This is a genomic window from Paenibacillus sp. AN1007, from assembly GCF_040702995.1.
GTDB lineage: Bacteria > Bacillota > Bacilli > Paenibacillales > Paenibacillaceae > Paenibacillus.
Genome location: NZ_CP159992.1, coordinates 229,027 through 244,643, shown reverse-complemented (window position 1 = coordinate 244,643; position 15,617 = coordinate 229,027). Strand labels below are relative to the sequence as shown.

Genomic DNA, 15,617 nt, shown 5'->3' with positions numbered 1-15,617 from the left:
TTGTATCTCCAGATTTTTTTTGATTCCCTCTAGAAAGGGAGAAATCAGGTGATAAGCATATGCTTCCGATGCTGATTTCTTTCAGAAAACTTTTCAGTGAACGCTCCGCTTTTCCAAGTTTTTCTGCTCGACATTTAACGTCCTACATCCCCTCTAACGTAAAGGAAAATACGGTACGCTGATGCGGCACGCTGTGCAGGTCAATACGTCCGCCCATTCGTTCTACCAGCCGCTTCGTGATTGTCAAGCCCAAGCCGCTGCCCTGATACATCCGATTACGGGAATCCTCCAGCGTATACATTCGCTCAAAGACACGGCTGTGCTCTTTTTCGGGAATGCCTTTCCCCCGATCCCATACTTGAATTGTAACCGGCCCCTCTTTACGGTTTAGTATCGATATTCCCAGCACTTTCCCGTCGGCTCCATATTTCATGGCATTCGTAATTAGGTTATCCATCACCCGATCCAACGCTTCTTCGTTCCCCCTTACAAATACGTCCTGTTCAGGGATGTCCAGTTCGACATGCAGTCCCAGCTTCGTAAGCAATTCATAAAACGATAACATTTTCACCCGGCACAGTTCGCTGATGTTCACACGACTTACTTCCAGCTCACGGTCTCCGGATTCAAGCTTGGCGAGGTCAAAAAAGGAATGAATTAACCGCAGCACTTCCTGTGCCTTATCTTGTATTTTCTCCGTCATGACTCTCCGTTCTTCATCCGTCAGGGATGAGCTGTGCTGCAGCGTTTCACTATAGCCGAGTACAACCGTAAGCGGGGTCTTCAGATCATGTGAAATGTTGGAGAGCATATTACGCATCTCTTTCTCTTGGTTAGCATAATCAGCCTTAGCCAGATGGGCATGCTCAAGCAGTCGGTTCATGTCATTTAACAACCTGCTTATCTGCGCGTCGCTATCAAACACCAGCAAACGTTCAAACGTACCCTGCTCCAGAATCCCTGATACTTTGTTATGGATGTAGCTCAGGTGCGTACTGCGTTTACGCAGCCTCAGCCCAAGCAAGGCAGCTATACATACAAGCAGCACTGTAGACAAAGAAAGGAGCCAAAGCATAATGATCATACCTGTTCCGCCTCCAGCTTATATCCGATCCCCCATAATGTCTTGATGTAACGTGGAGCGGAAGGATCAACCTCCAGCTTTTCCCGCAAGCGGCGCATATGTACGTTAATAATATTTTCGTCTCCGTAGTAATGATCATTCCAGACGGATGCATAGATCTGTGCCTTTGTGAACACCTTGCCGGGATGAGTTACAAGCAATTTTAAAATACCGAACTCTTTGGACGTCAGCTTAATTGGCTCCCCTTCGCGTTCTACTTCGTACGTCTCTATATCCACGACAAGTCCGCCGATCGTTATCCGCTGATGAGGTGCAGTTTCTTCGGCGGGCTGGGCTGTATAATTGGCTCTTCGGATCGCTGCTTTGATGCGAGCCGTAAGCTCGATCAGCGAGAACGGTTTACTCAAGTAATCGTCAGCGCCAAAACCGAGACCCAGCGCTTTGTCCACCTCTCCGTCTTTCGCCGAAAGAATAAGTACGGGCACCAAACTGCTGGCGCGAATCGTCTGCAGCACATCCATCCCGCTGCGATGGGGCAGCATCAGATCAAGAATAATCAGATCAAAACAAGGCTTCGTCTCTTTGAACAGCTGCTCTGCCTCCAAACCGTCATAAGCATATGTAAGGTCGAAGCCCTCTTTTTCCAAATAAGGTCCAACCATCTCACTAATCGAGCGGTCGTCTTCAACAAGCAGCAAACGGTGACTTGACATCAACTTCCCTCCGATATAAAAGATTTTCTATGAAGCTGTTCTATAAGACCGTTTTCTTCATTACCTCACAGTTTGCTGAAATTGGCAATGACCTATCAAAAAAACCTGACCAAACAGGCACTTGGGCTTCAAGTGTGCTCGATCAGGTTTGTTTATGATTAATTATTTTGCTTACTCGCTTATGAATATCAATCCAGATTCGTTGGGTGCCTATGCATGCTCACTGCGAATCCAGCACAATCCGATTGTGCCCGCTCCAGCATGAATGCTGACTACCGGAATGAACGGCATAATTTCTGTTTTTAAACGTGGGAGCAGTTCCGAAATCTGCTGTCTGATCGTATGGGCTTCCTCTTGATTGTTTGCATGCATAATGCATACATGTTTGACTTTCTCCACGTCTTTCTTCAGCATCTCAAGCATGCGCTCCTTGGTACGTTTGAAGGTGCGAATTTTCTCGTTAACGACGACTTTGCCCTCTTCAAATCGAAGCAGCAGATGGATTTTGAGCAGTTGGCTGATGATCAGTTGTGTTCCTGTCACACGCCCGCTGCGGTGAAGGTTCTGAAGGCTGGCAGGAATCAGATAAAAAGACATCTGTTCAATCATCTGCTCAATATTGGATTTAATCTCGGCAGCTGAATATCCCTGCTTCTGCCACTCCAGGCCCTGCATAATCATCTCGCGAAGAGGATAGGCTCCTGCCCTCGAATCAATTGCGGTAACCGTCACGCCTGCAATCTCCGCAGCCTGCATTGAGGTGTGGAGCGTTCCGCTAAGTTCCGTGGAGCAGTGTATCGTAATAATCTCATCGTACTGATCCTTAATGGACTCATACAGTTCAATGAATTCGCCAATCGGCGGCTGTGAACTGCTTGCGCGCGAAGAAGCATCCAGCTTCTCGTAGAATATGTCGGACGAGATCTCCTCGGTTTCCCGGTAACATTCCTCGCCAAATACGATGCGCAGCGGCACGATATAGATATGATTTTGCTCCGCAAAAGCGGAATCCAGTGTACTGGTGCTGTCGGTGACCCATGCAATTTTCTTCATGACATCCTTCTCTCTTGCCGGATTGTTCGTGCTGGTAATCATCTACCCATCGTCAGGCACATGCCCGGCGGTTATTTTAAATTTGAATAAACACAATTGTAACCGCTTGCGGTTTTACCTCTTCATTATAAAGGAATTCTTCCCTGCCTGTCTTGTGGCGCATTCATGAACAACCCCTAAGATTCCAGTATTCTCTAAAAAAATGTCTTGCCTGTGAAGGAATATATTGGTATGCTGTTGTCCTTCTCTCTTTTTCGCCTTGACTGAAGTGAACGGGTCCGCCGTTCAATCCACTTATCGGAGGTGTCATATGCTTTATCTTACGCTCGCTTCCAAAGCCTACGCCCGAAACCTGCAATATCGCGGGGCACACATGGTACACAACCTGGCAAGCGCCATGTTTGGTTACATGTATGCTTGTCTCTGGATCGGCATCGGGGCCGATCATCAGCTCGGAGAATACGGGGTACAGGGAATGATCGGTTACATCGCCTTCACGCAATCGTCACTCTGGATCTCGGGTTTCCTGACGAACGGACTGGGCATTCCGCTTAGTGTCAGGACAGGGCAGATTGCGCTGGACCTCATGCGTCCCGTTCATCTGTTCACCCACCTGATGGCACGTGAATGGGGGCAGATCGCCTACCAATTCGTGTACAAAAGCCTGCCGATCTACCTGCTCTACTCTCTCGTTTTTTCCCTAAAATGGCCTTCGGAGGCCGCTGCAATAGGCTGGTCCGCACTTGCACTTGCTGGCGCAGCATACTTATCCATCTGTATGAACTACATCATCGGCGCAACCTCTATGTGGACTACGGAATCGTCCTGGCTTCACTGGGCTAATCATGCTCTGATGAACCTGATGGCCGGTTTCTTCATCCCGCTTGAATGGCTTCCAACATGGCTGGAACAACTGGCCTGGCTGTCTCCTTATCCATTTTTACTCTATGTTCCCACCCGAATTTATCTTGGTTTTGAAGATGGCTCCCTGCTGTGGGGAACCCTGCTTTGGTGTGTGTTCATGACACTGCTCTGTCTTGCCATTACCAAAGTGTTACGTCGTAAAGTGGAGGTGCAGGGCGGATGAAGCCAATTTCCTGGTTCCACTTATATAAAATACTCATTCGAACCAGCATCCGCAGCCGGATGCAGTACAAGTTTAATTTCGTGCTGGGGTCTATTCTCGCCGCACTTATTCAAATCTCCGAGTTTCTGATGGTCGCACTGGTGCTGCACAAGTTTGGCGCAATCCAGGGCTGGTCGCTGCATGAAATCGGTTACCTCTTCGCCATTATGACGTTATCCAAAACGCTGTACCGTACATTCGGTAATGAGGTGCATCATCTGGAGAAATATTTGGTAGGTGGTGAGCTGGATCAACTGCTGACACGACCGATGCCAGTCCTGCTTGCACTGATGCCGCAAAATTTCCGCATTATGATCGGTGAAGTGCTTCAGGGCGGATTCATTCTGTGCTGGTCGCTGGCGGGCATGATGCACAGCGGGCAGATCGGCTGGACGGTCATCCCACTCTCTCTGTTTATTATTGTAACGGGAGCCATTATTCTTTTTTCCATCGGACTCGCTACAGCGACTCTTGGTTTCTGGACGACGCGTATCGAGGAGCTGCAGGTCATTACAGAGGATGCCGCCCGCACCGCGGCTCAATATCCACTCACTCTCTATCCCAAATGGATGTCCAGCCTCCTGCTGACTGCGATTCCCGTTGGATTCGTGAACTACATTCCCTCTCTCTACCTGCTGCGCGGTGAAGGCGGTGTATGGGTGCTGGCCGTCATTGCTACGGTAGCAGTGACATGTTTAGCTGCCAGTTTGCGATTCTGGGCGTTCGGCATGACCAAATACCAAAGTACGGGTAGTTAGAGAAGCTCTATACATTGAACGATTTATTTATACATTAACGGAGGAGGCGAAATACACATGAATATGATTACGGCACGCAACCTGCATAAACAATTCAAAACCCCTGTTGTGCGGGAAGGCCGCTTCTCGGGGGTACGCACCTTGTTTTCACGTCAGTATGTGACCAAAGAAGCGGTGCGTGATATCAGCTTTGATATCCGGCAGGGGGAATTTGTAGGTTACATTGGCCCCAATGGAGCTGGCAAATCCACCACGATCAAAATGCTGACAGGCATTCTTCACCCCACGGGGGGTGAGGTGCTGCTTGGCGGGATGAATCCGCATGAGGAACGGCGCAGGACGGTTCGCCAACTCGGGGTCGTATTTGGACAGCGAAGTCAGCTCTGGTGGGACTTACCGGTGAAGGATTCGTATGATATTTTGGCAGAGATGTACGGCGTGAGTCCGGAGGTCAAAAAGAAACGGCTGTCCCAGTTCGCCGAACTGCTGGATCTTGAATCATTCTGGGCGACTCCGGTTCGCAAGCTTTCCCTCGGGCAGCGCATGCGGGCCGATCTGGCAGCGTCCATGCTGCATGATCCCGAACTGCTTTTTCTTGACGAACCCACGATTGGGCTGGATGTGAATGCGAAGCGGAATATTCGCCAGTTTCTGCGCACATTAAATGAAGAGTTTGGCAAAACCATTCTGCTCACCACCCACGATATGGATGATATCGAACAGCTGTGCAGCCGTGTCATGGTCATTAATCATGGGCAGCTGACGTATGACGGTACAATCTCCTCCCTACGGGATACGATCGGCCTTCCTACCATGATTCGTGTCGCCTTCCGAAAACAGGTTCAGCTGCCGAACACGCTGCCTTCTGCCATTCAGGTTACAAGCATGGACGACCGGGTGCTGACTGCATTGGTGAATCGGAAGGAGTGGCGTACGATGGACATTCTGAAGGAACTGGAGCAGTGGGGAGAGATTGACGATATCGAGATGAAAGAACCGGACTTTGAGGATGTGATTCACAACGTATACTGATTAATCCAATGTCGGCCTATTTTATATTGAATCGGGATACAGGGCTGTTCGAACGCCGTTACAGGAAAGAGGGACATGACGTACTGTAATAGCGGAGGTGAGGGTCATGCTTGTGACCAGACATGTTCTTGCTGCCTCAAGCCCTTATGCTGTGCCTTATTACATTATACGCGGAACGAATCCCGGGCCCGTCATGATGATTACATCTGGAGTTCATGGCAATGAAACAGCGAGCATGGCCGCTGCGCAGAAACTTGCCGATGATTGTGCCGCAGGGCGGCGCGTGATCCATCGCGGAACGTTGATCATTGTGCCGAGAGTGAATCAGCAGGCATATATGAAGAAAATCAGAGGTAAACCCGACCTGAATCGTACCTTTCCCCGCCGCAAATCCGGCAAAGCCAAACATCCATTGGCAGCCGCTGTATTCCAGCTTGCACGCCAGCATCAGCCTGACTGGTGGCTTGATCTGCATGAAGCCAACGGCCTGTCCCAGCTCAGTCCACGCGTCCTCGGACAAACGCTGATCACCAACCCGGGCAGCTCTAGTGTTCCGGTCTGCCGCAGGATAATAGAACGCATGAACCGATCTATTTCGGTTCGCAAGCATCATTTTAATCTGAAGCGGCATGAGCTGCCGGGCTCCGCTCGTACCGCTGCTTCAAGGCTGCTCCAAGCGAAGTCTGTCACCGTTGAAACGTGCTGGAGCCTGAAACGCACGGCGCGCATCAAGTATCAGACAGAGATTGTGCATCACTTTCTGCGTGAAACCGGCATGACATAAGTGAAAAAACAAGAAAACACCTCCACAGCAGCACCCTGATGGTCGACATTCAGGATTCGCTTTGGAGGCGTTTTATTTTTGCGATAAACGCTGTGCTTTTATTTAGGGCGTGTCTTGAAACCCGCTGAAGTGCATCTTTTTCCCCCTTTTCGCACCCTGCTGCGTCACTTTCCCTTGACGTGCCCCGGCACGCCTGCGGTAAACTTCCTGGCATGGAACAAAAATTCGGCAAAATCTGCTCCCTTCAGCGTTTTCAGACACACCCTAGTCTACGAGTTGGACGAGATTATAAATCAACTGTGCAGCTTCTTCTCGGCTCAAGGAGCGTTTGGGCATAAACTTGTTCCCAGGGTATCCGTTCATAACGGACTCTTGGGTAACCAGTTTCACACTTTCTTTTGCCCAGCTTGCGACGTCGGTATGATCTTCGTATGAAACTGCAGACAACAACAATGATCCGTTTTTCAACAACACGTTAGACAGCATTACCGCCGCCTGTTCTCTTGAAATAACTTCATTCGGACGATAGGTATGGTCTGCAAAACCTTTCGTAATATCATTCTCGATTGCAGCATGCAGTTCTGACACATACCATGCTTTCGGATCGATATCTTTAAATGTTCCGGCATACGGAGATGAGGAGGTGTACCCGAGAGCACGATTTAAAAAGACAGCAAATTCGGCCCGGGTTACCTTTTTCTTGAGGCCAAATGTTCCATCTGAGTACCCTTTAGCGATTCCTTTGGAAGTCAGAAAAAGAATGGCTTCTTTGGCATAGCTTGTATCGATATCTGTATAGGTTTCCGATTTTGTTTCCTCTCGAGGAGTGACTTTAGTGTCCTCTTTTTTCGTTCCAGAACGATCTGCAGCTCCATGATCATTCTTTGCATTACCAGTAGTGGCGCCGCCGGAAGGATTATTTCCAGAAAGCGAGCCTCCAGCTGCTCCACTTGTTTCCGTTCCAGGTGCTGACGGCGTTGTGCCGTTTCCGTTTCCGTTTCCATTCCCAGACCCTGAACCCGGTGTTGGTGTACTTCCTCCCCCATTACCTGGATCAACTACAGTTCCTGGCACTGTCGCACCGCTGCCATCAGCAGGAGTACTGATACTGATTCCTTCTCTGGCTACTACGGTTTCTGTTCCATCCGTGTTATGTACAACAGCAACGATATCATAGTTGTAGTTTCTGTTAGGGGACACGCCTGGTTCACTGAAATGCAGCCTGCCGTTGATTGGGGTAACAATACCTTCGTCACGTCTTACGTCAGCAGCAGCATTATAATAGGTTTGACGATAGGTCCCATCTTCTAGAGGGGTATAGACCGTTTGCGGATTACGCTCCACATACATCACAGCGCCATCCGTAACTTTGAAATCAAATGTAATCGTTCCTTCCAGCGGCTGTGCTGGCATGATAGCGATCGGCTTTGGCTTTGCTGCTGTTTTTACATGAATTACGTTTGACTCTAAAATGCCTGATTCATTACCTGCAACTACTTTATACGTATGACTTTCTTCCGGTTTCATATTGCTGTCTGTTATTGTATTTATATTCAGTTTACCCGACCATACTTTATGGGTTTCATCCCGGAATACATCGTAATATGAAGCACCTGCAGCTTGATTCCAGCTGAGGCTTACTTGATCGTGATAGATTCGATTCACTTCTAACTTCAGATTACCACTCGGTGCTTCACCTGGTACGGGTCTGCTCGGAATAGTTACTTTTTTTACTGCGGCTTCACCGCTTACTCCCTTCCTGATGGCGGCTATTTTATACGAGATGTCTCCTGATAAGCCTTCCAAATTTCCTATCCACCAAGTTTCCATAGGAACCCCAATAGTCATTCCATTCCTAGAGATTTCGTATTCTTCCGCTCCATCTACTGCATCCCAATCCAGGCGAACTTTGTTATATGTCAGCTCGGTCACTCGAACGTTTTCAGGATATGGAAGCCGTGGTGTAACTAATGTAGATGTACTCGCAGCAGCAGGATAACCGGATGAGTAATCATTCTTTGCAGTGACAGTATAATTGTACGCTTTACCTTCATCCAGATCCGTATCAATAAACGTCTTTAATGGACCTGTATAAATGATTAATTTTCCCCGCTTCAGCTCGTACTCAACAGCATGATCTACCTCATCCCAGGATAACTTAATGGAGTTGGTTTTGGGTACAGCTTTAAAATGATCCGGTGCTGGCAATCTTTTGGTTACTCCAGTGATTCTACCCAGTTCGCCAAGTTTATTCGATGTCGTGTTATATCCATAAACATAGAGGGTATACGGAACATCTGGATTTAAATTGGTTATCGTATAAGTCGTGTCTGGTCCATCATATACATAGTCGTTGTTCTTTCTAACGTAATACTTATCAGCACCTTCGACAGCATCCCATGTAATTGTAATTGAATTCCAGGTTGAATCCACTCTCAAGTTTTTGGGAGCCGGTAGATTGTCTGGATCTTTAGTTTTGACAGTATCCGTTGATTTCCAGCTGACTCCGTATTCATTAACTGACCATATTTCTACCCTATACTGCTTATTGGGTGTTAACCCTTCGAGGGTGCAGGAAAGATCATTTCCTTCATAAACTTTTTCATTATCTACCGTAACGACATAGCCGGAAGCTCTCTCTGCTGCATTCCAACTTGCAGTAAGTGAAGTTTCATCTGTAGTGACATTAAAGTTCGTTGGTGCTGCAGGTTTTAGTCTCTCTTTGGTTTCCGCGACTATTGTTGATTTTTCACCCGGTGTACCTGCTTGATCAATGGCCCACACTGCCATTTCATATGATGTACCTGGAGGTGCGAACCTTTCGAAAATACGTTCTACACCTTCATATTCTTTGTTCCCGTCTACTGTTAACGCATACTTCTCTGCACCTTCTACTGCATCCCAAGTAACATGAATTTTTTCATCCGTTGTTTCTACAACTAAGTTGCCCGGTTTCGCAAGGGGTGCCTCTGCTGTATTCATGGTCTCGGATGATTGATCTACGGAGGCCTGCATAGACACCGTTGTACTGACAGGATCTGTCCCCGCTGCGTTAACCCTGTCTCCCCCGACAAGCGCTGCACTGGACAAGAGCATGCTTGTTGATAAAAAAACAGCTAGAATTTTACGACATTTCATTCTCCTCATTCATTCGATCTCCTTTACCCTTAATCGCAATATAGGTCTTGCTTAAAGAACTTCATTTAGAAGTCCACATAAACTGAGATTGATATATCCCTTCTTAAGTTCACTTCTAAACTCTGAAATTATATGTATTTCCAACTCTAAACACTTACTCACTAGGTCCTAAATACCATCTAAAATTTTAATAAATAAGAACATATTACCACCCTCTCCCTCTTAGACATAGTAATTTATTACCATAACCTTAAAATTGACACTCTATTTTGATCGTTAAGCGTACAACCCGCATCAAGGATCAGACAGAGATTGTGCATCACTTTCTGCGTGAAACCGGCATGATATAAGTGAAAAATACAACAAATACCTCCACAGCAGCACCCTGATGGTCGACATCCAGAATTCGCTCTGGAGGTGTTTTTTCACATCACATACTCCAGATGTTTTTGCCTACAGGCTCCAGAAAGATCAACATGCATTTACCTTATTCACCACCATTTCCTGCTCGTTACATACGACTTGTCTGCATTCAAGTCTGCTGTGCTCCTAAATAGAAAAAGAGCCGTGAATTACGGCTCTCTCTTCTCTACTCTAAATGACTGAATATAGCTGTCGATATCGTCCTCTGGTGTAAGGAGCAATCCGGCCAAATTTTTCTGCATCTGTTCCAGATGATCGATGTGCTGCTGAATGTCGGCAATCCGTTCGCGGACAAGGGTTTTCAACGTCTCTTTCTCCATATCCTCATTACTCAGCAGCTGCAGAGTCTCCTGTATCTCTTTGAGCGAGTAACCGAGCATCTGTGCGTCTTTAATAAATTTGACTTTGACCAGATAATCCTCGGTGTACAACCGATATCCACTAGGAGATCGATGTGGAGCAGGCAGAATGCCGCTGTCCTCGTAGTATCGAAGTGTCGCCATACTTACTCCCGTTTTTTTAGCCAGCTGCCCTCTTGTCATCGTATGCACACCGATCTCCGCCTTTCCGGAAGACTTATTCCGCCTGTTTGCTGCGAACCTTTGTATACTCGTTATCATACGTTACTTCGGGAAATTTTGCCGAACTGCCCTGCAGCAAAGGCTGCGCTTCTCCTTTCAGGTAACGGTCAAAAAAGGCAAGCGCATAACTTCTCGTAATATCGATATTATGCTCTGCAGGCATGTCCTTGGCAAATAACCGCGGTGAAATTAACGCAATATCGGTAAAACTCTGATGAAAAAATCCATCCACGGTTAGATAATAGGTATCATTCAGACTGTTCTTCATTACATGTTGGAGATCGGGTTCAAACTCGGGATAGAATAATTTTTCGTGCTCCGTAGGATTCGGTCCCAAACTTTTGGCTGTTTTGCCAGACATGATGTACATAAAAGGTTGTTTCAGCGAAGACTTGGATACACTGCCCCAAAATCCGCCTTCCAAACTGAGCCCAGCTTGAAAACGTTCATCCTGTGCCAGTGCTTCTGCTGTTGTCGCTCCGCCATACGAGTGTCCCATAATACCCGTATGATTCAAATCAAGTCTGCCTTCCAGCACCTGATTGGGATCGTTCACATTCCACTGTTCAAGTGTGTCGAGTACAAAACGTGCATCGGCCGCACGTATACCCACTCCCTGCACATTATATTGATACAGTTCTTCCGATGCTGTAAATTCAGGCCCGGCATCATAAGAAACCTTATGACCATCCGGGAAGGTTACTTGAGCTGACGTATACGGATGATCCATCCCTACAACAATATAACCGTGGCTGACCAGTTCCTCCACCGCCGTCATACTCTGAAAACGAGCCGAACGGACACCGGGAGAGAACAGGACAACGGGATAAGAACTGCTTGCATTAGACATCGCTGCACCCTTGACCACATGTGTCGGTATCGTGTCTAGGTAGCTGAACACCTGAGGCGGGATGCCAAACACCAGACTGATCGCTTCCCCCAATTCAGCAGGGTATGACTCCGGTTTAATGCCTTCTGCAACTTCTGGATCTACTGGATACCACACATTAATCATCAGTTCCCGCTTGTCCCCTGCTTCAGGAGAAAGAGTCTCCTCACGGGATTCATCCACAATTCGCTGTGAAAATGTACCGATAGCAAATTGTCCTGTTGGCTCGGGTATCGTAAATGTCGGGAAATACCAGGTCAGCAGCCCTGATCCGATACCAGAGAAAGCCGCAAGAAGGAGGATGAACAAACCGCGCAGCCAGGTACGCACTCTCGATTTCTTGTTATACGGTGCTGGTACATCGCCTTCACCGCGAAGGCTCCATTTCACAAGTTGAACGATGAACAGAATGCAAAGTACGAGAGCAACAATATAGGATGGCAGCAGCATCACGCGCAATGAATCAATAACTGCATGCAGCAGAAATGCAATGATCAACGCAGTAAGTCCAACTATCGCAAGCTTTCTGCGTTTTGAATAAAACGGTAAACCCAGCGCCCCTGCTATCGTTACCAGTACGAATATCCATTCAAATAATTTCATGATTTTCCCTCCAAATGCGGTTGATACAACAAGAATAAACCTTGAAGTATACTTCAAGGTCAAGGGGTATTCCTGCATTCGGAGTTATACTTGTAGATCCCATTTGCGAAGCTCGGTCAGTGTGCATCTTCCTTGTGAAAAAACTTCAATCCCTTTAGAGTTGGGGTCAGGATATATCCGTGCTGACATAACCTGTTCTCCCTGCTGAATAAAAACCTCAATCGAACTAATGTCTACAAAAATACGAAGCTCCAGTTTGCCTTCACGAAGCTCTACTGTCGCTGCACGCTCTCCGCCAAGTCCTTGTCCGGCTCGATCGCGATTCATGCTTAAACGACGCTCCTGTACATCATAAGCAATAACGGTTTCCTCGTGTTCGCTTGTGCGCAGTTTTAATCCAAAGCACTGAGCCTCCGCTGCGTCAAACACAGCATGCAATTCATAACAATCGCCGCTGATGCCAAGATCATGTGTGCCATCTTCTACTGAACGAGCCTTTTGTTCTACACCTGAAATTCTGTACTTGGAAAGTTCGGGAAGCGGCTGGAATATCAAACGTTCTCCCTCACGAATCAATTGGCGCGGCAGCGTCATGGCCCCTGCCCAGGCGTGGGATGCTTGTGTGGGTATTTCACTCTCCCATGTCTCCATCCAGGCCATCATTATTCTTCGTCCTTGTGCATCCTCCATCGTCTGGGGTGCGTAGAAATCGAAGCCGCAATCAAGCGGAACATACTCGTCATATTGAAGCACTCCCTTGTCCGTATCCAGTGTTCCCATCATGTATACGGTGGAGTGTAGATTCCGATACTGTTCACCTTGGGCTGGCATACGCTGCGGGGACATGATCAGCACATCCCGGTCATCCAGCGAAAATACATCTGGACATTCCCAGTTGTCCCCGAGCGTTCCGTCGCTCTGAGCCAGCACGTTAACATAAGTCCAGTTCAGCAAGTCTGCTGAACGATACAGCAGAATCCTTCCGTTTCCGGCATCATCGTTGGACCCAAGCACACAATAGTACATGCCGTTACGTTCAAACACTTTTGGATCACGAAAATCCTTAGGACTTGCATGTTCTGGAATCTGATGCAGTCCAATAACCGGGTTCAGCTCGCTTTTGACAAAATCAACGCCGTTCTCTGATACAGCAATATTCTGCGTCTGGCGATAATCCTTATCTTTATCTGGTCCGGTGACTACATGCCCCGTATACATGAGTACAAGTTTGCCATCCTGAACAATAGCACTACCTGAGAAGCAACCATCGCGATCATACGGGTGATCCGGTGCTAGTGCCACAGGCAGATACGACCATGTCACCAAATCATGACTTACGGCGTGGCCCCAATGCATCGGTCCCCACACCGGTTTGTAAGGATAATATTGATAGAACATATGATACATGCCATTAAAATAAATAAATCCATTGGGATCATTCATCCAGCCGACTTCCGGCATCAGGTGATACCCTAGACGATAGACGGGACTAACGTTGTGACGATGTTCCTCTATATACGCCTTTGCCCTTTCAAGGGTATAACGATTTTCGATCTGCGCTTCATGCTTCATATGTCTTCACTCCAGTCTCTGTATCTCTATCTCGCCTTGCTGAACTTATTTAATGGCGCCCTGCATAACTCCCTGAATGATATACTTCTGTGCAAACAAATAAACAATCAGCACAGGCAGCAGTGTCAATACCAATCCAGCCATCAGCGGACCATAATCCACCGTGTACGTTCCGTAAAAATAAAAGGTGGACAACGGCAGCGTCCGCTGCTCGGACGACGTAAGCACGAGCGATGGAAGCAAAAAGTCGTTCCATATCCATAAAACGTTCAGCACACTGATCGTAACGGTAGTAGGCAGCAGTACCGGAAGTACGATTCGGAAAAAAGTCTGCACTCTGCCGCAGCCGTCCATCAGAGCAGCTTCTTCCAGTTCCAACGGGATACTTTTGACAAATCCATGGTAAATAAATACGGCAAGAGGGCTGCCAAAGCCAATATACATATAAATCAGTGACCACTTGTTATCCAGCAGACCAAGTGAGCCGTAAATTTTCACGAGAGGAATCATAATCGCCTGAAACGGAATAATCATCGCAGCTACCATCAGGAAAAAGAGATACTGATTCAGCTTGCTGTGGTGTCGAACAAAATAATGTGCAGTCATCGCAGAGAAGAGTGCAATAAGCAGTACGCCAGCCACCGTAATCAGCAAGGAGTTGCTGAATGCCGATAAATAACCCATTTTATCAAACGCATTTGCGTAATTTTCCAGTTGAAAAGAAACAGGCAGGCCGAGCGGGTCAGAAGTAATGGCCTGATTGGCTTTAAATGAATTCAAGATCAGCAGTACAAAGGGAAATACGAACAGGATCATGCCAACAATTAAGGCTGCGAGTTTCAGTCCGTTCAGAATACGTGATTGTCCAGCCATCATGCCTCGACCTCCAGCTTTTTGCTAAAATACACCTGAAGCAATGTAATGGTCGCCACAAGGATAAACAGAACAAGGGCTTCAGCCTGACCCAGCCCATAGTCACGTGCGAGAAAAGCTTGTTCATATACATGCATGGATACCATCTCTGTACTTTTGAAAGGACCGCCACTTGTCAGGGAAACATTCAGATCGTACACCATAAATCCGCGCTGCGAGCGATAGGAAGACACACACAATAAAGGAAGGAACCATCAGCGGCAGTACGATGCGCATGAGCATTTTGCGATTGCTTGCTCCATCAATGCTTGCCGCTTCCAGTACATCTCTTGGTACGTTCATCAAACCGGCTATATAAATGACCATCATATAACCTGCATACTGCCAAACAGTCACGATAACAAGTGCCCAGAAAGCTTTGTCCGGATCAGCCAGCCATGAGGCGGAGAAGAACGGCATGTTCAGTTTTTGACCTGCAAATACAAGTACCTGATTAAAAATAAACTGCCAGATGAAACCAAGTACAATACCCCCTACAAGATTGGGCAGGAAGAAACCGGCCCGAAACCAGCCTTGTGCCTTGATCCCCCTGGTTACGGCATATGCAAGCAGAAAAGCAACGACGTTGGTTAACACAACCGTAATAAATACATACTCCAGCGTCATACCAAATGACTGCCAGAACACTGTATCTTTAAACACACCGATGTAATTATCCCAACCAACAAAGCTTTGGTCTACTGCAATGCCATCCCAGTTCGTAAATGTTAAATAGATACCGTACAAAAACGGAATAATCATGACTGCAGCAAAAGCAAATAATGTAGGGCCCGTAAATATCAGGCGAGTGCGCAGACGTGTCCATAATCCTTTTTCAGTAAGCATTGTCATCCTCCACTCTATCGCTCTCCAAGTCATGAACCTGACAGTTCGCCGATATGATGGGTCAGTCAGAAGTAACTTATACTGCTTTCTGTCTGACCCATAT

General features: G+C 47.3%; 12 protein-coding genes and 1 pseudogene. 4 read left to right on the top strand and 9 right to left on the bottom strand.

Annotated features, from left to right (window positions below; all coding sequences use genetic code 11):
• Nucleotides 1-142: 142 nt before the first annotated feature.
• The 3 genes from ABXS70_RS00995 to ABXS70_RS00985 form a co-directional block, all read right to left on the bottom strand.
• Complete coding sequence (locus ABXS70_RS00995; protein WP_342556446.1) at nt 143-1,075, bottom strand: sensor histidine kinase; 933 nt, start codon at nt 1,073-1,075, stop codon at nt 143-145.
• A gap of 5 nt (nt 1,076-1,080) precedes the next feature.
• Nucleotides 1,081-1,797, bottom strand: coding sequence for a response regulator transcription factor (locus ABXS70_RS00990; protein WP_342552871.1), 717 nt, complete (start codon nt 1,795-1,797; stop codon nt 1,081-1,083).
• 210 nt (nt 1,798-2,007) lie between these two features.
• On the bottom strand, nt 2,008-2,892 hold the full coding sequence (locus tag ABXS70_RS00985; protein ID WP_342552872.1) for a DegV family protein: 885 nt from the start codon (nt 2,890-2,892) through the stop codon (nt 2,008-2,010).
• A gap of 268 nt (nt 2,893-3,160) precedes the next feature.
• On the opposite strand from ABXS70_RS00985, the gene ABXS70_RS00980 reads away from it, so the two are divergent.
• The 4 genes from ABXS70_RS00980 to ABXS70_RS00965 all read left to right on the top strand — a co-directional run bounded on the left by ABXS70_RS00980 (nt 3,161) and on the right by ABXS70_RS00965 (nt 6,550).
• Nucleotides 3,161-3,937, top strand: a complete 777-nt coding sequence (locus ABXS70_RS00980; protein WP_342552873.1) for an ABC-2 family transporter protein — start codon at nt 3,161-3,163, stop codon at nt 3,935-3,937.
• Entirely contained in the window at nt 3,934-4,734 is an 801-nt protein-coding gene (locus ABXS70_RS00975) for an ABC-2 family transporter protein (RefSeq protein ID WP_342552874.1), read from the top strand. The genes ABXS70_RS00980 and ABXS70_RS00975 overlap by 4 nt, the downstream gene beginning before the upstream one ends.
• A gap of 63 nt (nt 4,735-4,797) precedes the next feature.
• Nucleotides 4,798-5,766 carry an ATP-binding cassette domain-containing protein gene (locus ABXS70_RS00970; RefSeq protein ID WP_366296502.1) on the top strand — a complete coding sequence of 323 codons (969 nt, stop codon included), beginning with the start codon at nt 4,798-4,800 and terminating at the stop codon, nt 5,764-5,766.
• A 106-nt stretch (nt 5,767-5,872) separates the two neighbouring features.
• Nucleotides 5,873-6,550: a succinylglutamate desuccinylase/aspartoacylase family protein gene (locus ABXS70_RS00965; protein ID WP_342552875.1), complete on the top strand. Its 678-nt coding sequence runs from the start codon at nt 5,873-5,875 to the stop codon at nt 6,548-6,550.
• Nucleotides 6,551-6,814: 264 nt separating this feature from the next.
• Here ABXS70_RS00965 and ABXS70_RS00960 read toward each other — a convergent pair whose 3' ends face one another.
• The 6 genes and pseudogenes from ABXS70_RS00960 to ABXS70_RS00935 form a co-directional block, all read right to left on the bottom strand.
• Nucleotides 6,815-9,697, bottom strand: coding sequence for an S-layer homology domain-containing protein (locus tag ABXS70_RS00960; protein WP_366293310.1), 2,883 nt, complete (start codon nt 9,695-9,697; stop codon nt 6,815-6,817).
• 563 nt (nt 9,698-10,260) lie between these two features.
• A complete protein-coding gene (locus tag ABXS70_RS00955; protein ID WP_342556448.1) occupies nt 10,261-10,653 on the bottom strand; it encodes a MerR family transcriptional regulator in 393 nt (130 codons plus the stop codon).
• A 34-nt stretch (nt 10,654-10,687) separates the two neighbouring features.
• Nucleotides 10,688-12,184, bottom strand: coding sequence for a lipase (locus ABXS70_RS00950; RefSeq protein WP_366293307.1), 1,497 nt, complete (start codon nt 12,182-12,184; stop codon nt 10,688-10,690).
• Nucleotides 12,185-12,268: 84 nt separating this feature from the next.
• Entirely contained in the window at nt 12,269-13,756 is a 1,488-nt protein-coding gene (locus tag ABXS70_RS00945; RefSeq protein ID WP_366293304.1) for a glycoside hydrolase family 32 protein, read from the bottom strand.
• A gap of 45 nt (nt 13,757-13,801) precedes the next feature.
• Nucleotides 13,802-14,629 (bottom strand): carbohydrate ABC transporter permease, encoded by an 828-nt coding sequence (locus tag ABXS70_RS00940; RefSeq protein WP_342556449.1) that lies wholly within the window; start codon nt 14,627-14,629, stop codon nt 13,802-13,804.
• Nucleotides 14,629-15,514: pseudogene (locus ABXS70_RS00935) on the bottom strand (sugar ABC transporter permease). Before ABXS70_RS00935 ends, ABXS70_RS00940 begins: the two are co-directional and overlap by 1 nt.
• Nucleotides 15,515-15,617 lie beyond the last annotated feature (103 nt).